At 71.6% G+C, this 24319-nt stretch carries 20 protein-coding genes and 1 pseudogene; 11 read left to right on the plus strand and 10 right to left on the minus strand.

Translation table 11 applies throughout. From position 1 onward, the window contains the following. Window positions 1-109: 109 nt before the first annotated feature. Window positions 110-307: a hypothetical protein gene (locus SLINC_RS05435; protein WP_067427462.1), complete on the minus strand. Its 198-nt coding sequence runs from the start codon at window positions 305-307 to the stop codon at window positions 110-112. Window positions 308-662: 355 nt separating this feature from the next. Beyond that, a pseudogene (locus SLINC_RS49210) lies at window positions 663-749 on the minus strand (cellulose-binding protein); the annotation flags it as partial. Window positions 750-851: 102 nt separating this feature from the next. On the opposite strand from SLINC_RS49210, the gene SLINC_RS05440 reads away from it, so the two are divergent. Continuing rightward, window positions 852-1871 (plus strand): LacI family DNA-binding transcriptional regulator, encoded by a 1020-nt coding sequence (locus tag SLINC_RS05440; RefSeq protein WP_067427464.1) that lies wholly within the window; start codon window positions 852-854, stop codon window positions 1869-1871. Window positions 1872-1914: 43 nt separating this feature from the next. Here the strand turns inward: SLINC_RS05440 and SLINC_RS05445 are convergent, their stop codons facing one another. Beyond that, a complete protein-coding gene (locus SLINC_RS05445; protein WP_067445027.1) occupies window positions 1915-2922 on the minus strand; it encodes an aldo/keto reductase in 1008 nt (335 codons plus the stop codon). A 122-nt stretch (window positions 2923-3044) separates the two neighbouring features. Between SLINC_RS05445 and SLINC_RS05450 the strand changes: the two genes are divergently transcribed. Continuing rightward, window positions 3045-3959 (plus strand): AraC family transcriptional regulator, encoded by a 915-nt coding sequence (locus tag SLINC_RS05450; RefSeq protein WP_067427466.1) that lies wholly within the window; start codon window positions 3045-3047, stop codon window positions 3957-3959. Between the two features lie 56 nt (window positions 3960-4015). Here SLINC_RS05450 and SLINC_RS05455 read toward each other — a convergent pair whose 3' ends face one another. Continuing rightward, window positions 4016-4690, minus strand: coding sequence for a TetR/AcrR family transcriptional regulator (locus SLINC_RS05455; RefSeq protein ID WP_067445030.1), 675 nt, complete (start codon window positions 4688-4690; stop codon window positions 4016-4018). 142 nt (window positions 4691-4832) lie between these two features. Between SLINC_RS05455 and SLINC_RS05460 the strand changes: the two genes are divergently transcribed. After that, complete coding sequence (locus SLINC_RS05460) at window positions 4833-5966, plus strand: FAD-dependent oxidoreductase (protein ID WP_067427468.1); 1134 nt, start codon at window positions 4833-4835, stop codon at window positions 5964-5966. 37 nt (window positions 5967-6003) lie between these two features. Here the strand turns inward: SLINC_RS05460 and SLINC_RS05465 are convergent, their stop codons facing one another. Beyond that, the gene (locus SLINC_RS05465; RefSeq protein ID WP_067427470.1) at window positions 6004-9936 is read right to left on the minus strand and encodes a glycosyl hydrolase; all 3933 of its coding nucleotides are present in this window, start codon (window positions 9934-9936) and stop codon (window positions 6004-6006) included. 233 nt (window positions 9937-10169) lie between these two features. Here SLINC_RS05465 and SLINC_RS05470 point away from each other — a divergent pair, with 233 nt between their 5' ends. Together SLINC_RS05470 and SLINC_RS05475 are read left to right on the plus strand one after the other, a co-directional pair. After that, a complete protein-coding gene (locus SLINC_RS05470; protein WP_067427472.1) occupies window positions 10170-11468 on the plus strand; it encodes an MFS transporter in 1299 nt (432 codons plus the stop codon). Window positions 11469-11509: 41 nt separating this feature from the next. Beyond that, window positions 11510-12979 (plus strand): L-fucose/L-arabinose isomerase family protein, encoded by a 1470-nt coding sequence (locus tag SLINC_RS05475; RefSeq protein ID WP_067427474.1) that lies wholly within the window; start codon window positions 11510-11512, stop codon window positions 12977-12979. Between the two features lie 48 nt (window positions 12980-13027). Here SLINC_RS05475 and SLINC_RS05480 read toward each other — a convergent pair whose 3' ends face one another. Further along, window positions 13028-13738, minus strand: coding sequence for a FadR/GntR family transcriptional regulator (locus tag SLINC_RS05480; protein WP_067427476.1), 711 nt, complete (start codon window positions 13736-13738; stop codon window positions 13028-13030). A 297-nt stretch (window positions 13739-14035) separates the two neighbouring features. Between SLINC_RS05480 and SLINC_RS05485 the strand changes: the two genes are divergently transcribed. The 6 genes from SLINC_RS05485 to SLINC_RS05510 are packed head-to-tail and all read left to right on the plus strand — an operon-like array spanning window position 14036 to window position 20651. After that, a complete protein-coding gene (locus SLINC_RS05485) occupies window positions 14036-14932 on the plus strand; it encodes a proline iminopeptidase-family hydrolase (protein WP_067427478.1) in 897 nt (298 codons plus the stop codon). 18 nt (window positions 14933-14950) lie between these two features. After that, window positions 14951-16672 carry an ABC transporter substrate-binding protein gene (locus tag SLINC_RS05490; RefSeq protein ID WP_067427480.1) on the plus strand — a complete coding sequence of 574 codons (1722 nt, stop codon included), beginning with the start codon at window positions 14951-14953 and terminating at the stop codon, window positions 16670-16672. Next, window positions 16669-17685 carry an ABC transporter permease gene (locus SLINC_RS05495; protein WP_067427482.1) on the plus strand — a complete coding sequence of 339 codons (1017 nt, stop codon included), beginning with the start codon at window positions 16669-16671 and terminating at the stop codon, window positions 17683-17685. Before SLINC_RS05490 ends, SLINC_RS05495 begins: the two co-directional genes overlap by 4 nt. A gap of 2 nt (window positions 17686-17687) precedes the next feature. Next, window positions 17688-18656 (plus strand): ABC transporter permease, encoded by a 969-nt coding sequence (locus SLINC_RS05500; protein WP_067427485.1) that lies wholly within the window; start codon window positions 17688-17690, stop codon window positions 18654-18656. Then, a complete protein-coding gene (locus SLINC_RS05505; protein ID WP_067445033.1) occupies window positions 18649-19668 on the plus strand; it encodes an ABC transporter ATP-binding protein in 1020 nt (339 codons plus the stop codon). Before SLINC_RS05500 ends, SLINC_RS05505 begins: the two co-directional genes overlap by 8 nt. Continuing rightward, on the plus strand, window positions 19665-20651 hold the full coding sequence (locus tag SLINC_RS05510) for an ABC transporter ATP-binding protein (RefSeq protein WP_310736423.1): 987 nt from the start codon (window positions 19665-19667) through the stop codon (window positions 20649-20651). The genes SLINC_RS05505 and SLINC_RS05510 overlap by 4 nt, the downstream gene beginning before the upstream one ends. A 9-nt stretch (window positions 20652-20660) precedes the next feature. Here SLINC_RS05510 and SLINC_RS05515 read toward each other — a convergent pair whose 3' ends face one another. From SLINC_RS05515 to SLINC_RS05530, 4 genes are all read right to left on the minus strand, one after another. After that, entirely contained in the window at window positions 20661-21347 is a 687-nt protein-coding gene (locus SLINC_RS05515) for a class E sortase (protein ID WP_067427487.1), read from the minus strand. A gap of 68 nt (window positions 21348-21415) precedes the next feature. After that, window positions 21416-22327: a YceI family protein gene (locus SLINC_RS05520; RefSeq protein WP_067427489.1), complete on the minus strand. Its 912-nt coding sequence runs from the start codon at window positions 22325-22327 to the stop codon at window positions 21416-21418. 42 nt (window positions 22328-22369) lie between these two features. After that, entirely contained in the window at window positions 22370-23449 is a 1080-nt protein-coding gene (locus tag SLINC_RS05525) for a maleylacetate reductase (protein ID WP_067427491.1), read from the minus strand. After that, the gene (locus SLINC_RS05530; RefSeq protein ID WP_067427493.1) at window positions 23446-24315 is read right to left on the minus strand and encodes a dioxygenase family protein; all 870 of its coding nucleotides are present in this window, start codon (window positions 24313-24315) and stop codon (window positions 23446-23448) included. The genes SLINC_RS05525 and SLINC_RS05530 overlap by 4 nt, the downstream gene beginning before the upstream one ends. Window positions 24316-24319: the final 4 nt, after the last annotated feature.

Consider the following 24319-nt stretch of genomic DNA (forward strand, 5'->3'; position numbering starts at 1 on the left):
ACTCACAGCATGGCAGCAGGAGGTGACGGTCTTTCAAGTGTCGGGGCAGGAGGGCGGGCAAGCGAGAGGCCCCGGATCGGATGATCCGGGGCCCGTGGAGCACGCCGCGTCAGTGAGCGCCGAGGTGCAGGTTCGCGCCCGCCTTGACGCCGTCGGCCGAGAGGACGGCACCGGCGTCGGCGCAGACGGTGATCCCCGCGAGGTCGACGTGGAGGTCGACGGCGACGCCGCCCGCGAGGCCGCCCGAGATGGTGTCCAGGTCGGCGTCGAGGATTTCGGCCGTCTCAATCGGGGAAATGGAGTTCATGGCGCGCGGTTCCTTTCGCAGCAGCAATTCTTGAAAGCGGCTTACGCCGTGCGGAGGATCGAAGCACGTCGTAGCCGTGCTGGCCAGTCGCCCGGCGGCGATCCGGGGGATGCTCCGACAACCTGCTTCACCAGCGTTGCAGTGTGCTCACCGAATACACCGAATCCTTCACACGAATTCCCTTCGCGCTGCCCGCGCGGACGTGTCGGCGCGGCGGCTTCCCGGTTTCCGTATGACCCCGCGGTGAACGGTGTGCAGGTTTGCCGATTTTTTCTGCCGCCGTGCGACCGACCGACCCCGCTTCCGGCGAACTGCCCGTCACTCAGGTGACGTTCACGTCACTGCGCAGGACGTACCCTCCCTCGGTCCGGCCGCCACTGCACAGCTGCCCGCCCGGGACGACGGCCTGGAAGTTGCCGGCCGAACCGTTGCGCCACTTTCCGACTGACGCATCCGAAAAACGTTTCACGTGTGGCCGGGGTAGACTTGCGTCGCCCATGCCGGATCACATCGTGCCTGGTCGCACGGCTGCCACAGCGAGGGGGTGGACGACATTCCGGTTCGCCCCGCCCGCATCCAGGACGTCGCGGCAGCCGCCGGGGTCTCGGTGTCCACGGTGTCGAACGTCCTGAACCGGCCCGAGCGCGTCAACGAGCGCACGGCCGCACGGGTCCGCGACGCGGTCGCCGCCCTCGACTACGTGCCCCACCCGGGAGCCGCCGGCCTGCGCACCGGCCACTCGTCCTCGATCGGCCTGGTGCTCCCCGACATCACCAACACCTTCTACTCGCGCATCGCCCGGGGTGCCGCCGACGCGGCCTACGACCACGGCTACTCCCTGGTGCTCTGCCACAGCGCGGACGCGCCGGAGCGGGAGCAGGGCTACTTCACCATGCTCGTCGAACAACGGGCCGTCGGGGCCGTGGTGGTGCCGCTCAGCGCCGACCCCACCCGGCTCTCACGCCTGCGGGAGCGGGGCATTCCCCTGGTCCTGGCCGACCGTGCCATGTCGGCCGAGGACGGCTGTTCCGTCTCCGTGGACGACATCGCCGGCGGCCGCATAGCCGTGCAGCACCTCCTGGAGCGCGGAGCGCGCGACATCCTCGTGGTCAACGGCGAGCGCGCGATCCGGCAGTGCGCCGACCGCTACCAGGGCGCCCGGCAGGCCGTCCGCAGCCGGCGCGAGGCGCGGGTGGAACAGGTCGTCGCCAAGGAGATGACCGTGGCCTACGGCCTGGAGATCGCCCGCCGGCTCGACGACCTCCCCGACGGGGTCTTCTGCACCAACGACTTCCTCGCCGCCGGCCTCTGCCACGGCCTGGCCGAGCGCGGCGTACGCATACCCGACGAGGTCCAGGTGGTCGGCTACGGCGATCTCGACATCGCCAGCTTCGTCGGCACCCCCCTGAGCACCGTCCACCAGCCGGTCGAGGATCTCGGCCGGGCGGCCGTGGAGATGCTGCTCGACGAGGTCGAGGCCCGCGCCGAACACGCCCACGAGGCGCGGGTGTTCGCACCCGGACTCGTCGTACGCGACTCCACGCGGCCCGCCTCCGGCGGCTGACCGTCCGGCAGCTGTTCCGTCTGTCCGTGGCGGGCCGCGGCTGTCACCAGGTGGGCATCATGGCCGCGGGGTAGCGGGAGCCGGCCGCGCCGTGCGGGAGGATCTCCTGCACGCGGGCGAGGTCCCCGGCGGTGAGATCGACGTACGCGGCGGCGACGTTCTCCGCCAGGCGGTGCGGGCTGCGCGTGCCGGGGATGGGCACGATGTCGTCGCCCTGGGCCAGCAGCCAGGCCAGGGCCAGTTGGGTGACGGCGATGCCCTTGCTGTCGGCCAGGGCCGTGAGTTCACGGACGGCGGCCAGATTCCTCTCGTAGTTGCCGGGCTGCCAGCGGTCGTCGAAGCTGCGCATGTCGTCGGCGGGGTAGTCGGCCGCGGGCTTCACCGCGCCCGTCAGGAAACCGCGCCCCAGCGGCGAGTACGGGACGAAGCCGATGCCCAGCTCCCGGACCACCGGCAGGACGTCCGCCTCCACGGCCCGCTCGAACACCGAGTACTCGGTCTGGAGCACGGACACCGGCTGCACCGAGTGGGCGCGGCGGATGATGTCGGGGCCGGCCTCGCTCAGCCCGAAGTAGCGCACCTTGCCTTCGGCGATCAGCTCTCCGACCGTTCCGGCGACGTCCTCGATGGGGACGTCCGGATCCACCCGGTGCTGGTAGAGCACGTCGATGTGGTCCGTGCCGAGGTGGCGCAGGCTGTTCTCGGTGACTTCGCGAATGTGGTCGGGGCGGCTGTCGAGGCCGAGGCCGACGTTCTGCGGATCGCTCAGGTCGAAGCCGAACTTGGTGGCGAGGACGACCTCGTCGCGGAAGTCCTTCACGGCCCGGCCCAGGAGCTGTTCGTTGCTGCCGGTTCCCATGCCGTACAGCTCGGCGGTGTCGAAGAAGGTGACCCCGAGCTCGTGGGCGCGGCGGATGGTGGAGATGCCGCCCTGCTCGTCACCGGCCCCGTAGGCCATGGTCATGCCCATCGTGCCCAGGCCGACGGCTGAGACCTCCAGGCCCTCGGTGCCGAGCCTGCGGTGCGGGAGGTTCGCGTGGTGCTGTGTCATGCCGTCCACGCTAGGAAGGCGGCGGCGCGGCGTCATGGGGCACCGGTCGCATAGGATTGCCTGATCCTCTCACGCAAGCACGCGACTCACACAAGCACGCGACTCACGCAAGGACGCGACTCATGGTGGACCGACTCGCCCGCGCCGTCGAAAGGCACTGTGAGGGGCTGTGGTCCGAGACCGCCGTGCCCCGGCTCTCGCTGGTCGCGCTCGACGAGTTCATCGAGCCGACCGAGATGATGTACGAACCGATGGTCTGCTTCATCGCCGAAGGCTCCAAGCGCACCGCGGTGGGAGATCGCTGCTGGGTCACGCCCCGCGGCGAAATGGCCCTGATCACCCTCGACATGCCGGTCACCGCCGCCTTCGAGAAGGTGCCCTACCGCGCGGCGGTGATGCGGCTCGACAGCCGGGCACTGGCCGCCGTACAGATGGAACTGGAGGAGACCGGCCCGCCGTCCCCGCCGGACGTGTCCGCGGCGGTCACCGCCTCGATGGCGCCGGAACTCGTCGACGCGGTCACCCGGTGGGTCCAGCTCCTCGACGCCCCGGCGGACATCCGGCCCCTGGCCTCCGGTATCGAGAGCGAGATCCTCTACCGGCTGCTGCGCGGCCCGCTCGGCCCCGTCCTGAGCCACTGGTCCATGGCCGACTCCGCCGCGTCCCGGATCCGCACGGCGGCCCGCTGGATCTGCGACCACTACACCGAATCGCTCAGCATCGGCGAGATCGCCGCGGTCGCCGGGATGAGTCCGGCCACGCTGCACCGGCACTTCAAGGCGGCCACCGGCATGAGCCCGCTCAGGTTCCACAAACGCCTGCGGTTGCAGGAAGCGCGACGGCGGCTGTTCACCGGCGACATGACAGCGGCCCAGGCCGCCCAGGCGGTCGGCTACGTCAGCGCCACCCAGTTCAACCGTGAATACCGCAGCGCCTACGGCCTGCCGCCCGGCCAGGACGCGGCACGGCTGCGCGCCCGGCTCGCCGACGGCGGGGAGAGTCAGGTCCTGCTCGACGGATCGGGCGCGAAGCCGTGACGGAGATGGCGTGACGGTGATGCCGTCGTCCGCCGGGGCACAACGCGGCCGGTCGGTCACCGGCGCGCGGCGATCCCGGTGAGGATGAGGTCGATGCCGGCGAGGAACTCCTCCCGGTCGTCGTGGGTGCGCAGTTGTCCGGCGACGGTTCGGGTGAAGGGGTACTGGGCGGGGTCGAGCTGTGCCCAGGTGGACGCCACGGCGTCGAGGAACTCGCCCCGGTCGGCGCCCGGTTGGGCCGTCCGGGCGTTGGCGGCGTTCTGGCCCGCCACGCCGAGGATGTAGTTCAACAGCGTGCAGGCCGCGGTGAACTGGGCGGCCTCGGGCACGTGGAGCGCCTGGACCCGACCCCCGATGCGTTCCAGGACGCGCAGCAACGGTGGCGGCGCGGGGGCACGGTTGAGTTGCGCGCCGACCCAGGGATGGTCGTCGATCGCGTCGAACAGGTCGCCCGCGAGGGTCCGGATCGCCTCTTGCGGCGTCGCGTCGGCTGCGTCGGCCGCGTCCAGGGTGGGGGCGACGACGGCGTCGGTGGCGGCGACCAGGAGTTCGGTCTTGCCCGCGATGTGCCAGTAGATCGCCCCGGGCCCGGTCGCGAGGCGCTCGGCCAGCGCGCGGAAGGTGAGACCGCTCTCGCCCACCGCGTCGAGGAGTTCGACGGCGGCGCCGACGATGCGCTCCCGGGAGAGCGGTTCCTGTCGTCGTTCCGGATGACGTGCCCTGGTGGCCATGGTCCGCATTCTAGCCAGCTTGGAACATCGTTCCAGCTTGACAAGCTCTGGAACGGCGTTCCACTCTGAGGCTTGCTGGAACGTCGTTCCAGATGGCCTGACGGGTGTCCGCCCGGCGGTCCACGATCAGGAGGGAACTCCCATGACCACTGACGTCACGATCATCGGCGCGGGGCTCGGAGGACTGACGCTCGCCCGCGTCCTGCACGTCCACGGCATCCCGGCGACGGTCTACGAAGCGGAGACGTCGGCGACCGCCCGCTCCCAGGGCGGCATGCTCGACATCCACGACTACAACGGGCAGCTCGCCCTGAAGGCCGCCGGCCTCTTCGAGGAGTTCCTCGGCATCGTCCACCAGGGCGCCCAGGCGTCGCGGGTGCTCGACAAGGACGGAAAGGTGCTGCTGGACGAGCCCGACGACGATACCGGCGCGCGGCCCGAGGCTCCCCGCGGCGCCCTCCGGCAGATCCTGCTCGGCTCGCTGCCCGCCGGCACGGTCCGATGGGGGCGCAAGGTCACCGCGGTCCGGCCTCTCGGGGATGGCCGGCACGAGGTGACGTTCGCGGACGGGGCGCGTGTGACGACCGGTCTGCTGGTCGGCGCGGACGGCGCGTGGTCACGCGTCCGTCCCCTGCTGTCCGGGGCGCGGCCCGAGTACGTCGGCACGGTGTTCGTCGAGACCTACCTGTACGACGTCGACCAGCGCCATCCCGCCAGCGCCAAGGCGGTCGGCGCGGGTGCCATGTCCGCGCTCGCCCCCGGCAAGGGCATCTCCGCCCACCGTGAACCGAACGGCGTCCTGCACACCTACGTCCAGCTCAGCAAGCCCCAGGAGTGGATCGACGCCATCGACTTCACCGACGCCGGTGCGGCCGCGGCCCGCGTCGCCGAGGAGTTCGACGGCTGGGCGCCGGAACTCACCGCGCTCATCACCGACGGCGAGACCGCGCCGGTCCGGCGGACCGTCCATGCCCTGCCGGGCGAACACCGCTGGAACCGCGTGCCCGGCGTCACCCTGCTCGGCGACGCCGCCCACCTGATGGCACCCTCCGGCGAAGGCGCCAATCTCGCCATGTACGACGGCGCGGAACTCGGCGACGCCCTGGCCGCGCACCCGGACGACGTCGAGGCCGCGCTCACCGCGTACGAACAGGCCCTGTTCCCGCGCAGCGCCGCCGCTGCCGCCGAGTCGGCCCGCATCCACGCGATGTGCCTCGACGCCGACGCCCCGTACAGCCTCGTCGACTTCTTCACCCGCCACGCCCGTACGCCCTGACCCGCGGCGGGCGGCCACGGGCCTCCGTCGGTCGTCGCTACCTGCCCCGCGTCCACAGCGTCACCGGCCCCAGCAGTCCGGACGGCAGCTGGGAGGGGAACGCCCAGGCCGTCGGGGTGGCCTCGGCGAGATACGGGGCGAGGGTGTTGTGGACGGTCACCTCGATACGGACGGTACGGCCCGCGGCGCCGGGCAGCGCGAAACGGTACGGCGCGCAGAACGCCTCGCCGACGGGCTCGCCGTCGAGGCGGACCGTGACGCCGCCCCGGACCCGCCCGAGGTCGAGTACCGGGTCCGGCCCGGCCGGTACCGTCACGGAGCGGGCGTAGGTCACTCCCCCGCTCCAGCCTCCCAGTCCCAGCGAGCACCAGTCGCCCAGCGCCACCGGGGCCGGCACGGTGCGCACCCGCACGGGGCCGCGCCAGGCGGAGCCGCCGCGCAGCACGGCGGTGGGCTCGGTGACGACCTCGATCTCGATCGGCTCACGCGGCACCTGATCCAGCGTCAGCACCTGCCCGTCGAGCGGCCGTTCCGCGCCCTGCCCGACGCGCACCCGCGCGGGCAGCTCCAGCGGCAGTTCGACCGACACGGTTCCCGACGGCACGGTGAAGCGGAAGCGCTGCGCGGCCTCGTGGACGTCGTCGGTGGACCGCAGGGGCAGTACGGGGGCGCCGAGCACCGGCGCGCCCGTGAGCCACTCGGTGTCCGGCAGCGGATGCGGCCGGACGGCGGCGTAGCAGTGCTGCAACTCGCCCCAGCGGCCCTCGTGTTCGACGGTACGGCCGTGCCAGGTGCCCGTCTCGGCCTCCCAGCCGGGGCCGCTGACCAGCGCGGTGGACTCCGCGCCCGCCACGAGGTCGACGAAGACCGCGTCCTGGGCGTGCACGCTGTCGGCCACGACCTCCAGGACGTGCTCCCCCGCCCCGAGGGTCAGTGCGTGGCGGAAGAACATCGGCACCGCGCCCCAGTCGGACGCGTAGTACTCCACCTTCTCCTGGCGGGCCACCACGGCGCCGTCGAGCGACACGGTGAGGCCGGTCGCGGCGCCCACGACGAGCGCCGCCTCCACCTCGTCGCCCGTGACCCGCAGCCGCCCGCGGTAGGTCACGCGGCCGTCCGGCCGTACGCCCTCGGGCAGGCGCATGAACCGTGGGCGCGGCGCGAAACCGTCGGGGCGGGACAGGCAGAAGTAGCTGCCCAGCGGAGTGCCCGCGGCGCCCGAGATCAGCAGGGGCCGGTCCTGGGCGTCGGCGAGTTCGTACTCCAGGACGTTGCGGGAGCCGGTCACGTCCACCCGGGCGGAGGCCTGGCAGCCACCGCTCGTCTCCAGTCGCTCGCCGTTCCACCACACCCGTTTCACCGCCGCCGCGCCGATGTGCAGATCGGCGGGGCCGCGGTGGCCGGTCTCCACGATCGCGCGGATCCTGGCGACGGTGCCGGGTCCGGGCACCGGCACGCGGACGAACTCCTCGGGGACGAGGCCCTTGTTGCCGAGCAGGCCGTCGGGGTCCGGGATGCCCCGGCTCGACGAGTACAGCGAGACTCTCCAGCCCGCGTCCGGCGGGACGAGCGGCTGCTCCCCGGCCAGGATCCGTTCCACCGAGGCGCTGTCCAACGGGTCGGGTGCCTGCTTGGAGGGCACGGGAGGCAGGACGCGCACCCGGTTGCCGTAGGTCGCCCGTGTCCGTTCCCGGTCGGCGCCCGGCTCGGTCCACTCCATCGTCCAGATCTGCGGCTCGTCCACGGCCGCCCCGGCGGGCAGGGCCAGGTCGCCCCAGGTGTTGTCCAGGGTGGGGACCAGGCGCCCTTCCCAGCCGGTGGAGATGTCGACCGTCTCCACGGAGGTGGTCGGTGGCGATGCGGTCGCCGGGGGCGGGGTGCCTTCGCGCCATACGACGAGGGCCGCCGGGGCACCGTCCAGGGGGACCTCGATGGTCGAGACGCCGTCGGTGACCGTGACCCGGGCGGGGCGGCGGGCGCCGGTCGCCGGGTTCCAGCACTCGGCCTCGGCGACCGGGGCGTTCACGGTGACGGACGAGGTGGAGGCGTAACGCGCCGGGTCGCTCTCGTGCCGGCCCTCGGCCGGATCGACGCGGGCGTCGGGGAAAGTGCCCGTCACCAGGGCGGCCGCCATGTCGTCCTTCCGCCGCACGAGCAGCGGCACATCGCCGGTCGCGTATCCGGCGAGGTCGGCCACCGCCGCCGCGCCGCCCTCGGCGTCGTCGGCCCGTTCCAGCCGCGGATGGGACATGAGCGCGGTGACGGCACGGTCGTCGCCGGCCAGGCCGGCCGCCGCGGCGGGTGGGCGGCCCACGACCACGACCCGGCCGCCGGCGTCGAGCAGGTCGGTCAGCCGGCGTGCCGTCTCCTCCTCCAGGACGCTCGCCGAGGGCAGCAGCACCGCGCTGTAGGCCAGGTCCCCGACGCGCAGCGTGGCGTCGGCGGCCTTGGCGCGCTGCACCGAGGCGTCGTCGATGACGTCGAAGGAGATCCGGTGCCGGTCCAGGGTTCCGATCCGGGGCCCGAGCCAGTTGTTCGTGCCGCACAGGTCCAGGTAGTGGCGCTGGGTCTCGTCGACGTCGGCGTGTCCGGCGCCGAGACGGCCGTCCCCGAAGTGCTTGACGGGGGCGTCCAGCGGGATGAGGGACTGCATGGTCGTGGTGGGGTGCAGGACCGCGACGTCGGCGCTGTAGGTGCCCCAGGACATGATCGAGCAGATCCGGGCGACGGCCCGGGAGAACGCCGGGTACTGGCCCCAGTAGGGCTGGCGCCAGTCGGTGGACGGCGGCGCCCACTCGAACCAGCCGCCCGCGGTGCCGAAGTAACTGGCGTGCGGGTTGTACAGGTTGGCGCCGCTGCGCAGGAACGGCAGGAGCCAGTCGTAGGTGTCCTCCAGGGTGCCGCCCCAGCCGGAGGAGTGGAACGCCTCGATCCAGACGCGCTCGTGGCCGTAGAGGTGGGCCATGGAGGAGTGGACCTTGGCGTCGCCGTGGTGGTCGCTGCCGGCCGCGCTGTACCAGCGGTGGGTGCGGAAGTAGTCCGAGTAGATCTGCGTCGACTGGGCCGGGTAGCCGGAGCGGGCGGGATGGCTCTGGTCGCAGCCCAGGAGCAGGCCGCGCTCGTCGTGCCAGGCGGCGAGCGGCCGGAACAGGGCCTCCTCGGCGAGCTCGGCGCGGACGGCGTAGTAGTCGGCGCGGATCCGGGGCGCACGGGGGGCGTCGCCGAAGAGGGCGGGGAGGTGGTCGAGGAGGTCGTAGCCGCGCCTGGCCCGGAACGCGTCGGGGAAGCGGTGGCTCCAGGAGTTGGTGTTCGGCAGCTCGTCCTGGAAGCTGCCCGCGACGACGTTGCCCAGGTACTGGGGGACGCGGCGGTCGAACTCGTGGTGGACGGCGTCGAGGAGCAGTCCGACGGCCCGCGGGTCCAGATAGTCGAACGCGGTGGGCACGGCGACCACGAGGTGCGCCTCGCTGCCGTCGGCGGCCTCGATCCGGTCGGGCGCGCTCGTCCGCAGCCGCGCGCCCGCCCCGTCGTAGGCGGCCACCAGCGTCTCGGAGCCGCTCAGGGCGACCGTGCCGCCGGACACGACGGTGCGGCGCGAGCGCAGGGCCTGTCCGGCCACCTCGGGGTGACGGCGCGTCACGCTGCCCTGGATGTTGGCGCCGGAGAAGCCGATCTGGTCGTAGAACCACAGCCGCATGCCCAGGTCCCCGGCGAGTTCGCAGGCGTCGGTGAAGCGGGCCCACCACTCCTCGCCGAACCAGGCCGGTTCGTCGGTGCGCGCGCCGAAGGTCGGTCCGGCCGGGGCCAGGTTGATCACGACGAGGTTGTGGACGCCGCCCTCCGCGAACCGGCGCATCTGCCAGGCGAGACGCTCGCGGGTGACCCTCGCGCCCGACCACCACCACAGCGGGGTGGGGCCGAAGTCCCGGGGTGGGTCGTCGAACAGGTGCTGAAGCGCGGGAGAGATCACGAGTGCGGTCCTTCCGGGTACGGCGGACACCCTGACGGATCCAAAAACGTTTTACATCCGCCTCACCGTAAGCGACCTGGGGCGCGAGAGGCCAGGTCCGCGACACGCGACACGGTTGGCTCCTCTTTCCGCGGATGTGCGCGAGAACTATTGTTGGAACGTTTTTCGGCTCCTATAGTCACCGTCGATCGAGGACCGCCCCAAGGCCAATCCCCAGCCGACGGAGTCTCATCATGGCCCGAATCCCCTCTGCCCCGGTCCACCCGGAACAGCCCATTCCCAAGCGCCTGTGGAAGGTCGCGGCGCTGTCGGGGATGGCCTCCTACCTGGATGCCGCTCTCATCGTCAGCATCGCCGTCAACCTGGCCATCTACCGGGACAGTTACGACATGGGCGTGTGGATGGCCGGTGCGATCAGCGCGATCGTCACCGGCTGCATCGCCGTCGGCTCCCTGGTCGGCGGCCGGCTCGCCGACATGTTCGGCCGCCGCCGTGTCTACAACCTGGACATCTTCTGCTTCGCGCTGGGCGCGATCGTCATCACCCTGGCGCCCAACGACATCGTGCTCTTCGCCGGCGTCCTCATCGCCGGGCTGGCCGCGGGCGCCGACCTGCCGACGTCCCTGGCCGTGGTCTCGGACGCCGCGCCTCCCGCGGCCCGGGCGCGTCTGGTGTCCTTCACACAGGTCATGTGGGTGGCCGGCATCGTCGTCGTGATCTTCCTCGGCTACCTCCTGTCGGACGCGGGCATGACCGGAGCGCGGCTCATCACCGGCCATCTGGCCGTCGCCGCACTGGTCACCTGGCAGCTGCGCGCCCGTCTGGAACTGGCCGCCGAGCCGTCGAAGGAGGAGCTGGCGGCCGAGGCGGCGGCGCTGGACGCCCCGCGGGGCAACGAGCTGAAGAACGTGTGGAACCGTGCCGCGTTGTTGCCGATGGCCGCGACCTTCGTCTACTACGTCACCTGGGGCATCGGCGCCAACACCTTCGGGCAGTTCGGCACCTATCTGCTGGTCACCGTCAGCGGCGCCTCGCAGAGCCTGGCCACCGGGATCAACCTGGCCTTCCTGCCGATCGCGCTGGTGCTGACCTTCGTCTTCGTCCGGATCGCCGACACCCCCTGGCGCGACCGGATGTTCTACGTGTTCACCGTCGTGCAGATCGTCGCCTTCTGCATCGCCTCCCTCACCGCCGGCGCCCTCGTCGGCATGCTCGTCTTCTTCGTGCTCTACCAGATCTCCAACCCCTTTGCCGGGGAGGCGAGTTACAAGGTGTGGTCGCAGCTCACGCTGCCCCCGGACACCCGCGGTACCACCCAGGGCCTCACCTACGCCCTGTCGCGAGGCGTCTTCGCGGGCGTCGCCTTCGTCACGCCCGCCCTGATGGAGTACAGCGCGTCGCTGCTGCTCTGGTCGATCACCCTGTGCATGGCGGCCTCGGCGGTCGCGGGCATCTACATCATCCGTGTCCTCATCCAGCGTTCCCCGGATCCCGCCACCGCGCCCGCGGATCTGGGAGTGGCCAGGGCCTGAACGCGTACCGGACCTCGGAACTCCTAAGGAGCACACCGACCATGGCAACGACCGAACCCACCACCCTGGCCGCGGACCGTGCTGCCGCCCTGCGCGATCTGCTGCCGCCGGTGACCCGCCGCCGCACGCGCGTCGGGCTGGTGGCCGGCGGGCTCGGCACCTACTGGCCGCAGTTCCCCGGGCTCCTCCCGCAGTTGAAGGAGTCGGCCGCTTACGTCACGGAGCGCCTCCAGCAGCTGGACGCCGAGGTCGTCGACGTCGGGTTCGTCTCCGACGCCCAGGACGGGGCGGCCGCCGCCGAGCAGCTGCGCCGCGCGGACTGCGATCTGATCGTGCTGTTCCTGACGACCTATCTGACCTCGTCGATGGTGCTGCCGATCGCGCAGCGCTCGCACACCCCCGTCCTGGTCATCGACCTCCAGCCGTCGGAGCGGATGGACCACCCCTCCTTCGACACCGGCGCCTGGCTGGCGTACTGCGCGCAGTGCTCGGTGCCGGAGGTCGGCAACGTCTTCCGGCGGGCCGGTATCCCCTTCCGGTCGGTGTCGGGCTGGCTGCGTCAGGAGTCGGCCTGGCGGCGCATCGAGCAGTGGGTGCGCGCCGCGCATGTGCGGGCGGCGCTCCGGCACGCCCGGCACGGCCTGATGGGGCATCTGTATCCGGGCATGCTCGACGTGTCGACCGATCTGACGCTGCTTCCGGCGACGTTCGGCTCGCATGTCGAGGTGCTGGAGTTCGACGACCTGCGGCATCGGGTGGAGCGGGTGACCGAGGCGGAGACGCGTGAGCGCATGGCGCTCGCCCGCAAGGTCTTCACCCTCGACGACAGCGTGGTGGACGAGGACTTCGCCTGGGGGGCGACGGTGTCGGTCGGCCTGGACCGGCTGGTGGAGGAGTTCGGCCTCGACACCCTCGCCTACTACCACCGCGGACTCGACGGCGAACTGCACGAGCGGCTGGGCGCCGGCATGATCCTGGGTGCCTCCCTGCTCACGGCCCGGGGCGTGCCGGCGGCGGGCGAGTACGAACTGCGCACGAGCCTCGCCCAGCTGGTCTCCCAGAGTGTGGGCGGCGGGGGCTCCTTCACGGAGATCCAGGCCCTCAACTTCGAGGACGGCGTGGTGGAGATGGGCCATGACGGTCCCGCCCATCTCGCCGTCTCCGCCCGTGATCCGCTGCTGCGTGGCCTGGGCGTCTACCACGGCAAGCGGGGCTGGGGCGTCAGCGTGGAGTTCGACGTGCAGCCCGGCCCCGTCACGCTCCTCGGTGTGGGCCAGGACGCCGACGGCAGTCTGTCGTTCATCGCCTCCGAGGGGACCGTGGTCCCCGGCCCGCTGCTGGAGATCGGCAACACCACCAGCCGGGTCGACTTCGGCCGGGACCCGGGCGAGTGGGTCGACGAGTGGAGCGCCACGGGCGTCGGTCACCACTGGTCCCTGGCTCTCGGCCGGCACGCGGCCGACTTCAGGGCCGCGGCGAGTCTGCTCGGCATCGACTACCGGGAGGTGTGACGTGATCTCCCACCGGCCGTACGGGGCCGGGCGGACGGTGGGAGATCCTCAGGCCGGCTCCTCCCCGCGGACCCGGGCCAGCACCTCGCGGATCATCTCGGCGCTGATCATGAAGTGAGACCGTGCGATCTCCTCCGCGCGTTCGGGCTCGCCCGCCGCGACGGCCTCGTACAGGGCCGTGTGGCCCTCTCCGGCGCGGTGGTGGTGGGACCGCTCGCCCTTGCCCCAGGGCTCGATCGGGAAGCCGAGGCTGATCCGGGAGAGCAGATCTCGGCTCAGCCGGGCGATCTGCGGGTTGTGCGTGGCCGCGCAGACGGCCTGGTGGAACGCGCTGTCGGCGGCCTGCTCCTCGCGGGGCGTGCTCGCGCCGAGGTGCGCGGCCAGGGCCTCGCGCATCGGTTCGAGGTCCTCGGGCCGGCGGCGCCGGGCGGCCGTCGCGGCCACCATGCCCTCCACCAATCCGCGCAGGTCGAAGAGCTGCTCGAACTCCGCCCTGCGGGGCAGCAGCGTACGGCGTACGGCGGCCGCGGAGGACTCGCTCCAGCTGTCGCGGACAAAGGCTCCGCCGTTGCGGCCCCGGCGGATGTCGATGACACCCAGGGCCTGCAGACGCCCGACGGCCTCGCGCACGGTGGGGCGGCTCACCCGCAGCAGCCCGGTGAGCTCACGTTCGGTGGGCAGCCGTTCGCCCGGCAGGAAGTCCCCGACGGCGATCGCGGTGAGCAGCCGGTCGGAGACCTCGTCGACGGCCGAGGCCACGCGCACCGGGTGCAGCGACGGCGACGCGGTGCCGCCGAGGAGGACGCGGTCGAGTACGCGTGAGAACTCGTCCCCCGGTTCGGGTGCCTCAGGTACGGATGTCAGTTGTCCTCCCCTTCACATGCCGCTGCGGTAAACGAGCGGGGGCCACGTGAACGCGCCGTTACGTCTTGCGCCGACCCCACCAAAAGGTCTTGTGCGCTGACCTTTTTCCCCTTCACCATCTCATCCATCCGTCACACCCATCCAGTTTCAGACATCGGCCGGCTGTTCCCAGCCGCTCCGGGAGGCTTCCCCGTGGCGATCCCCGAACCGAACCACACCGGAACCGTCGACTTCAACGGCTGGTCCACCTGGTACCGGATCACCGGCGAACCGGGCAGGACACCGCTGGTGGTCCTGCACGGCGGTCCCGGCGCCGGCCACCAGTACACCCTGAGCATCGCGGGCATCGCCGAGCAGGGGCGCCCGGTGGTGCACTACGACCAGCTCGGCACCGGACTGTCCACCCACCTGCCCGACAAAGGCGCGGACTTCTGGACCGTCCAGCTCTTCCTCGACGAACTCGACCATCTGCTCAAGACGTTGGGCATCGCCGACGCCTACCACCTCCTCGGCCAGTCCTGGGGCGGCATGCTCGCCGCCGAGCACGCCGTGCGCAGGCCGCCCGGGCTGCGCGGGCTGGTCATCGCCGACTCCCCCGCGTCGATGGAGCTGTGGCTCACGGCGGCCGCCGAACTGCGCGCCGCGCTTCCCGCGCAGGTCCAGCAGACCCTGCTCGCCCACGAGGCGGCCGGGACCACGGACCACCCCGACTACCGGGCGGCCGAACAGGTCTTCAACGAGCGCCATGTCTGCCGTCTGACACCCAACCCGCCCGAGGTGCAGGCCACTTGGGCCAACATCGAGGCCGATCCGACCGTGTACCACACGATGAACGGCCCCAACGAGTTCCATGTCGTCGGCACGCTCAAGAACTGGTCCGTCATCGACCGGCTGCACCTGGTCCAGGCGCCCACCCTGCTGGTGTCCGGACGGTACGACGAGGCGACTCCCGAGACCGTCCGCCCTTTCGCCGACCGCATCCCCGACGTGCGCTGGCACATGTTCGAGCACTCCAGCCACATGCCGCACGTCGAGGAGGAGGAGCTCTTCCTCCGGGTCGTCGGCGAGTTCCTCGACTCCACCGACTGATCCCGGGAGTTCCCCGCCATGCCCCTCCTCGCGAGACGGGGCGCGCTGGCCGCCGCCACCGTCGCCCTCACCCTCACCGCCGCCTGTTCGTCGTCCGATTCGGGCTCCTCCTCGAATCCGAGCGCGTCCTCCTCCGGCTCCGGTTCCTCCGCCTTCCAGCCGCAGCACAAGGGCGGCACCCTCAAGCTCGTCGCCCACGCGGCCGCCGGCAGCCTCGACCCGCAGGTCAACTACACGCTCCAGTACTGGCAGTTGTACCAGTCGATGTACGACGGGCTGCTCGCGTTCAAGAAGGTGGGCGGCGACCGGTCGTTCACCGTCGTCCCCGACCTGGCCGCGGCGATGCCGAAGGTGACCAACGGCGGCAGGACCTACACCTTCACCCTGCGCAAGGGCGTCACCTTCTCCAACGGCAAGGCCCTGACCACCGATGACGTGGTGGCGTCCTTCGAGCGCGTCTTCAAGGTCTCCAGCCCCACCGCGGGCACCTTCTACAACGGCATCGTCGGAGCCGACGCCTGTCTGAAGAAGCCGGCGTCCTGCACCCTGCCCAAGGGCGTGACCGGCGACGCCGGGGCGAACACGGTCACCGTCAACCTCACCGCCCCGGACCCGGAGTTCGCGTACAAACTGGCCGTCCCGCACGCCAGTGTCGTACCGAAGGACTCGCCGGCGAAGGACTCCGGCACCAAGCCGCTGCCGACGACCGGCCCGTACATGGCCGCCTCCTACGACCCGAACCGGGCCCTGAAGCTGGTGCGCAACCCGCACTTCAAGGAGTGGTCGCGTGAGGCCCAGCCCCAGGGCTACCCCGACGCCATCGACTACACCTTCGGCCAGACCGTCGAGTCCGAGGTGACCGCCGTCGAGAACGGCCAGGCGGACTGGATGTACGACGCCCCGCCCGCCGACCGCCTGGACGAGATCGGCACCAAGTACGCCTCCCAGGCACATGTGAACCCGCTGACGGCGTTCTGGTACGCGACCCTGAACGTCAACATGGCGCCCTTCGACAACAAGCTGGCGCGCCAGGCGATCAACTGGGCCGTCGACCGGTCGGCCGTGGTCCGGCTCTACGGCGGGACCAACCTCGCCTCTCCCGCGTGCACGATCCTGCCGCCGGGCTTCCCCGGGCACGTCGACAAGTGCGCCTACACCAAGGGCGGCGGCACCACCTGGAAGGCGGCGGACCTCGCCAAGGCCAAGGAGCTGGTGAAGCGGTCCGGCACGGCGGGGCAGGAGGTCGGGATCGTCGTCCAGGACGACGACGTCAACAAGTCGATCGGGCAGTACCTGCAGAGCCTGCTCACCCAGCTCGGCTACAAGGCGACGCTCAAACCGCTCTCGGGGAACATCCAGTTCACCTACATCCAGAACACCAAGAACAAGGTGCAGCTGGCGCTGACGTCCTGGTACCAGGACTATCCGGCGGCCTCGGACTTCCTCAACGTGTTGCTGTCCTGCGCCTCGTTCCGCCCGGGCAGCGACTCCAGCATCAACATCTCCGGGTTCTGCGACAAGGGCGTCGACGCCAGGATGCGGGCCGCGCTGAAGACCATGCAGACCGACCCCGCAGGCGCGAACAAGCAGTGGGGCGCCCTCGACCAGGACATCATGGCCGAGTCCCCGGTCGTCCCGCTGATCAACCCGAAGATGATCGACTTCACGTCGACGCGGGTCGGCAACTACCAGTTCAGCAAGCAGTTCTACATGCTGGTCGGGCAGCTGTGGGTGAAGTGACGTCCGCCCCGACGGCAGGGGTCCGGCGCCCGCCGGGCCCCTGGCGGACCGCCGCCACCGACCTGCTGCACAACCGGCCGGCGATGGCCGCGGCCGCGGTGCTGCTGATCGTCGTGCTGGCGAGCCTGTGCGCCCCGCTGTACGCGGACCACATCGCCCACACCGACCCGTTCCAGTCCCACGTCTCCGGCACCACGGTCGTCGACGGCAGGACCGTACCGGTGCTCACCCCGAGCAGCACCGGCCTCGGCCTCGGTGTCACCCCGATCGGCCCGACCTGGGATCCCGCCCACTACTTCCTCGGCGCCGACAACCAGGGCCGCGACGTCATGGCCCGGCTGCTGTACGGCGGGCGCACGAGCCTGTTCATCGGGGTCACGGCGGCCGTGCTGACCTGCGTCCTGGGGACCGCCGTGGGAGTGGTCGCCGGTTACGCGGGCGGGGTCGTGGACGCCGTCATCTCCCGGATCCTGGACGTGATCTGGGCGTTCCCGGTGTATCTGCTGGCCATCTGCCTGTCGGTGGTCCTGCTCACCGACGGGCTCAGGCTCGGTCCGCTGCGTGTGGACGCGGGCAGTCTCTGGCTGCCCGTCACGATCATCGCGGCGATCTACGTGCCGTACATCGCCCGCCCGTTGCGCGGCCAGGTGCTGGTGCTGCGGAACAAGGAGTACATCCAGGCGGCCGTCGGCTCCGGCGCGGCCACCCCGCGCATCCTGCGCCGCGAGGTCCTGCCGAACGTCGTGCCCACCGCGATCGTCTTCGTGCCGCTGATGACCGCGCTGGCCATGCTCACCGAGTCGGCCCTGTCCTTCCTGTCCGTCGGTGTGCAGCCGCCCGACGCCAGCTGGGGGACGATCATCCAGGACGGTCTGGGGCTGCTCTACACCCGCCCCGCCGTGACCGTCGCCCCCGGTCTGCTGATCGCCCTGACCACGGCCGCGCTGAACGTCCTCGGCGACGGGGTGCGCGACACGCTCGATCCGGGTGCCCGGCTGCGCGGAGGGGTGTGACCATGCTGTATTTCACCCTCAGACGGTTCGCGTCCGCCCTCCTGGTGATGTTCGCGATCAGCGTTCTGGTCTTCCTGATCTTCTTCGCCACTCCGGGGGCCGATCCGGCGGCCCGTATCGCGGGCCGCAACGCCGATCCGGCCACCCTCGCCCAGGTGCGGCACTCCTTCGGCCTGGACCGCCCGATGCCCGTCCGCTATCTGCTGATGATGCGTCACCTGCTGATCGACCGGGACCTGGAGTCGTTCGTCAACCGCGGCTCCCGGGTCATCCCGCAGATCGTGCAGGCCACCCCGGTCACCCTGTCCCTGGTCATCGGCGCGGCGCTGATCTGGATGACGGCCGGCATCCTCATGGGTACGGCGGCGGCCACCCTGCGCGGCCGGGCGGCCGACCCGCTGATCATGCTGGTCGGTGTGGTGGGCGTCTCGCTGCCGGCCTACTGGCTCGGCGAGGTCGTCAACCTCCTCACCCAGAAGCAGCTGCACGACTCACTCTTCTCCTGGGTGCCACCGCCGGGATACGCCGACCTGAGCGGGGGCCCGGGCCAGTGGGCGCTGCACCTGCTCTTCCCCTGGCTGACGCTGGCCCTGCTGTACGCCGGGATCTACGCCCGGCTGCTGCGCGGCGAGGTCGTCACCGCGCTCGGTGAGGACTACGTCCGCACGGCCCGGGCCAAGGGCCTGTCCGAGCGGCGGATCCTGTTGCGGCACGCGCTGCGCTGCTCGCTCATCCCGATCGTGTCGCTGTTCGGCCTGGACTTCGGCGCGCTGGTGGGCGGGGCCGCGCTGCTGACCGAGGTGGTCTTCGGGCTGCCCGGCATCGGCAAGCTCACCTTCGACGCCCTCCAGAACCTCGACCTGCCCGTGATCATGGGGACCGTCCTGTACGCGGCGTTCTTCGTGGTCCTCGCCAACGCGCTGGTGGACATCCTGTACGCCCGACTCGACCCGAGGGCCCGCCATGCCTGACCAACCCCTGCTGGACGTACGCGACTTGAGCGTGCGCTTCCGCACCCGCCAAGGCCCCGTCACCGCCGTGGACGGACTCTCCTTCTCCGTGGCTCCCGGTGAGGTCCTGGGCGTGGTGGGCGAGTCCGGCTCCGGAAAGAGCGTGTCGATGCTGGCCGTGCTGCGGCTGCTGACCCACCCCGACGTCATGGTGTCCGGTCACGTCCTCTTCCGGGGCCGCGACCTGCTCGCCCTGCCCGACAAGGAGATGCGAGCGGTGCGCGGCCGGGAGATCGCGATGGTCTTCCAGGACCCGATGACCGCGCTGACCCCCGTCTACACGGTGGGCTGGCAGATCGCCGAGCAGATCCGGGCGCACGAGCAGGTGTCCCGCAAGGAGGCGCGGACCCGCGCGGTCCGGCTGCTCTCCGACGTCGGCATCCCCGACGCCGCCTCGCGGGTGCATGCCTACCCGCACGAGTTCTCCGGCGGTATGCGCCAGCGCGCGGTCATCGCCATGGCTCTCTCGTGCGGCCCCGCGCTGCTGATCGCCGACGAGCCGACCACGGCGCTGGACGTCACGGTGCAGGCCCAGATCCTGGACCTGATGCGCGAGTTGAACACCCGCGGCTCGGCGATGGTCCTCATCACGCACGACATGGGCGTGGTCTCGCAGATCGCCGACCGGGTCCTGGTCATGTACGGCGGCCGGGCGGCGGAGGAAGGTCCGCGCCGGGCGGTCTTCCACGGGCCCCGGCACCCGTACACCTGGGGGCTGCTCGACTCGGTGCCCCGCGTCGGCGGACCCCGGCTGCGGCGGCTGCCCACCATTGCGGGCATGCCCGTGTCGCCCGGTGCCGTCCCGGAGGGATGCGCCTTCGCGCCGCGCTGCCGGTTGCGGCACGAGCGGTGCGAGGAGCGGCCCGCGCTGGCCGGCGGCACCCATCGCGACGCGTGCTGGCTGCCGCCGGACGACCGGCAGTCACTCCGCCTGACGACAAGGACCGGCATCGACACGGAGGCGGCATCGTGACCGCACAGGACATCGCGGGGGCGGGTGACGTCCTGTTGCGCGCCAAGGACGTCACCAAGCACTACCCCCTGGGCCGCAAGGTGCTGCGTGCCGTCGACGGCGTGTCCCTGGAGGTGCGCACCGGCGAAACCCTCGGTGTGGTCGGCGAGTCGGGCTGCGGCAAATCCACCCTGGGCCGCTGTCTGGTCCGGCTCACCGAACTCACCGGCGGGCAGGTCGAGTTCGACGGGCAGGACATCTCCGGCCTGTCCGCTCGCCGGCTGCGCCCCGTGCGCCCGGGCATGCAGCTGGTCTTCCAGGACCCGTACGCCTCGCTCAACCCCCGCCGCCGCGCCGGGGACATCGTGGCCGAGCCCCTTCTCGTGCACCGCTACGGCGACGCTGCCGCCGTCCGCCGCCGGGTCGCCGAGCTCTTCGACGTCGTAGGACTGGCCGGGGCACATCTGGACCGGTATCCGCACGAGTTCTCCGGCGGTCAGCGGCAACGCATCGGCATCGCCCGCGCGTTGGCCACGGACCCAAGGCTGATCGTCGCCGACGAGCCGGTGTCCGCGCTGGACGTGTCGATCCAGGCGCAGGTCCTGAACCTGTTCGCCGATCTCCAGGAGGAGTTCGCGCTCACCTACGTCTTCATCGCGCACGACCTCGGCGTGGTCCGGCATGTGTCGGACCGGATCGCCGTCATGTATCTGGGTGAGATCGTCGAACTGGCCGGCACGGAGGAGCTGTACGAGTCCCCCGCCCACCCCTACACACAGGCGCTGCTGTCGGCGGTGCCCGACATCGACGACGGCACCGACGCGCCGGTCCGGGAGCGCATCGTCCTCACCGGCGAGGTGCCCAACCCGGTGGACAGGCCGACGGGCTGCCCGTTCCGCACCCGCTGCCCGTACGTGCGCGAGCGCTGTGTCGTGGAACGCCCGCGGCTCACGGCGACGGACTCCGGCCGCCGCACCGCCTGCCACTATCCGCTGGCCTCTTGAGCGGAGCGGCTAGGAGACCAGCACGCCGATCTTGTCGAGGCGGTGTTCGGGGTTGCCCCGGTCGTCGCGCCAGTAGTTGCCGGCCGCGTTGTCCTCGGGGGTCAGACAGGTGGAGACGGTGATCATGGCCCGAGTGGGGTTCCGGCCGGGGAACCCCGGGACCGGCGCCCGCTGTTCGGCGAGGGAGCGCGGGGAGCGGAAGGACGTGCGTCTGGTCTCCGTGACGACGTACTCGTGGCGGGTGCCGCCCGCCGTCACGAGGATGCGGTCGCCCTCGTCGAGCTCCGGGAGCCGGCGCAGGGGGCCGCCGGCGGAGAGACGGTGGGCCGTGACGAGGTAGTTGCCGACCTCGCCGGGGCCGACGCCGCCTCGCTCGCCGTAGGGGCTGGCGGCGTCGCCGCGGTTCTGGACGCGGGTGCCCGCCCAGTCGTCCGTCGTCCCCTCGTACGGCACCACGCGCAGGTGGGTGACGCCGATCGCCGGGATGGTGAGCGAGGCGGTCAGGTGCTGGGCGGGGGTCTCACGCGGGGTCGGCGGCACCGAGGTCGGTGTCGGGGCCGGAGCGGTCGTGCTCGCAGTCGTCGCCCCGGGAGGCGTGGCCGAGGTGCCCGGGGAGGTCGCCGTGCCGCCGGTGGAGCAGCCGAGGAGCGCGGCGACGCCGAGGACGAGGACGGGAAGAGCTCGGTATCGGGACATCGCACTGTGCACAACGTCGAGAACCGGCCGAGCGTTCCCGGCCCCGGGGCGTCGCGGGCCTCGTCCGGCTACTTCGGCGGTGTCGGCGTGTCGTGCGTGCGGTACATCGCCTGGACGTCCAGTTCCAGCTGGACCGTGGGGCCGACCACCGCGATGCCGCGTGCCAGCATCGACCGCCAGTTCAGCGTGTAGTCCTCGCGGTGCAGTTCCGTCTTGGCGAGGGCGGCGCAGCGCAGTTCCTCGCCGTAGCCGCCGTTGACCATGCCCAGGTAGGTCGTGTCCAGGCCGACCGACCGGCTCACGCCGTGCATGGTCAGGGTGCCCTGCAGCGTCCACTTGCTGCCGCCCTTGAAGGCGAAGCGGGTGCTCCTGAAGTCGATGTAGGGAAAGGTGTCGACGTCGAGGAAGTCCGCGGACCGCAGGTGGGTGTCCCGGGTGTGGTTGCCCGTGGTGATGCTGGACGCGTCGATGCGGACGTGGACGCGGGACTCGGAGATGTCCGGGGTGACCTGGATGCCGCCCTGGAACCGTTCGAAACGGCCGTGCACGTGGGCCATGCCGACGTGCTTGGCGATGAACCGGATGGCCGTGTGGGGCGGGTCGAAGAGCCAGGTGCCGGGCACCGGGAGGTCGGCCTGGCGGCCCGGCTGGAGCCACACCCGCTGCGGGGCGACGCCCGCGTCGGCGACGACCTCGACGGTCTCGCGGTGGGGTTCGAGCCCCTCCGCGATGATGAGCAGGCTGTAGCTGCCCGGGGGCAGGACGGCCATGAACAGGCCGTACGGGTCGGTCGTGCCACGGGCGGCGACCTGGTGACTGCGCAGTTCGGTCACCGTCACATCCGCGCGGCCCAGGGGCTGGTTCACCGGGTCCATGACCTCGCGGACGACGACACCCGCGCCGGCCGGGAGGGGAAGCGTGAGGCCCGCGGCGCCTCCGGGGGCACTCCTGAGTCGCCGCCGGAGCAGTCCGAGGGGCATGGTGTTCACCTTTCCGTATACGTCTTGATCTGTTCTGGTGGGTCAGGGCCGTGTGCCCGGCCGCTCGCCGGCGTACGCCGCTTTCAGCAGGTCCAGGACACCGTCCGCGGTGACCTCTCGCGGGTTGGCGTACGCCTGTCCGGTCGCCGCGCGGCCCGCGACCGCCAGGTCGGCCTCCTTCAGGCCGAGTTCGGCCAGGGAGCGGGGTGCGCCGAGGCTGCCGGAGAGCTCCCACAGGGCGTGCGGGGCGTCGTCGGTGCCGAGGGCCCGGCCGAGCGCGGCCATGGCCTCGGGGGCGGCGGGCGCGTTGTGGGCGAGGACGTACGGCAGGACCACCGTGTGGGTCTCGGCGTGCGGCAGGCCGAAGGTGCCGCCGAGGACGTGGCACAGCTTGTGGTGCAGGCCCATGGTGGTCGCGCCGAGCGTGGCACCGCACAGCCAGGCCCCGTACAGGGCACGGCCGCGGGCGTCCAGTGACTCCGGTGCACGGGCCACCGCGGGCAGCGCCCCTGCCATCGCCCGTACGCCTTCCTCCGCCATCAGCGACACCAGCGGCGAGGCGTCCGGTGCGTACAGGGCCTCGGCCGCGTGCGCGATCGCGTTGATGCCGCTGGTCACCGAGAGGGCCACCGGGAGCGAGCGGGTGAGTTCGGGGTCGTAGACGACGCTGCGGGGCAGCACCGAGGGATCGCGGCCGGTGCGTTTGGCGCCGTGCTCGGTCAGGCCCCAGACCGGGGTCATCTCGGAGCCGGAGTAGGTCGACGGTACGGCGATCAGCGGCAGGTGGGTGCGCAGCGCGATCGCCTTGCCGAGGCCGATGGCGGAGCCGCCGCCGACGGCCACGCAGCCGTCGGCGCCCGCGGCGCGCGCCACCTCCACGGCCCGCCGGGCGACCTCGGCGGGCACGTGCATCCGGGCCTCGGTGTGCAGCCCGGCGCAGGCGTCGCCCAGGGCGTCCGCTACCACCCGTGCCGTGTCGGCACCGCGCGGCCCGCTGACCACCAACAGCCGTCGCAGACCCAGCCGTCGGGCCTCGTCCGGGGTGGCGGTGACGGCGGCGCCGGGCCGCAGGACGACCCGCATGGGCTGGGCCTCGTAGCTGAAGTCCGTGAACCCGCTCATGGCGTCTCCGGGTTGAGCACGAGGTCGAAGCGGGCATGCCGGAACGGGTTCGGGACGCCGAACTCCCGTGCCAGAGCAGGGTCGTCGGTCTCGCTGAAGTCCTTCACGAGGCTTTCCTTGACCGCGAACACGGCGTCCGAGTCGAGGTGGTCGCTGCCGGCCACGAAGATGTGCGTGGTGACCGGTGCGTGCCCCGCCGCCGAGGCGATGAAGTGGATGTGGGCCGGGCGGTAGGGGTGTCGCCCGGTCGCGTGCAGGAGGTCACCGACGGGGCCGTCGGTGGGGATCGGGTAGGGGCTGGGCACGCAGGTGCGGAACCGGAAGCGGCCCTCGTCGTCGGTGGTGAACAGCCCGCGCCCGTTGCCGGACGGCTGGACGTCGGGCTGCTGGACGTCGTAGTACCCCTGGTCGTTCGCCTGCCAGACGTCGAGGACCGCGCCGGGCAGCGGGGTGCCGTCCCGGGACAGCACGCGCCCGCTGATCACGCACGGCTCGCCGCCGCCGACCAGGTCGATGTCAGCGCCCAGTGCACGGACCGGGGAGTCGGTCATGTGGAAGGGGCCGAGCACGGTCGACTCGGTCACCCCGCCGCGCTCGTCGCTGTTGATCGTCTCGACGAGCATCGAGACGCCGAGCACGTCCGACAGCAGGACGAACTCCTGCCGGGTGTCCGTGCACGTCTGCCCGGTCGCCGTCAGGAAGGCGATGGCCCGCTCCCACTCCGCCATGGTCGGCTCCGTCTCGCGGACGAAGGCGTGCAGATGGCGGGTGAGGGCGGCCAGCAGCTCGCGCAGCCGGAGGTCGGCGGTGCCCTCCAAGCTGTCGACGACGGCCTCGGTGATGCGCGTGGTGAACTCTGTGGTCATCCCG

This window comes from Streptomyces lincolnensis (assembly GCF_001685355.1).
In the GTDB taxonomy this organism is placed as follows: Bacteria; Actinomycetota; Actinomycetes; order Streptomycetales; family Streptomycetaceae; genus Streptomyces; species Streptomyces lincolnensis.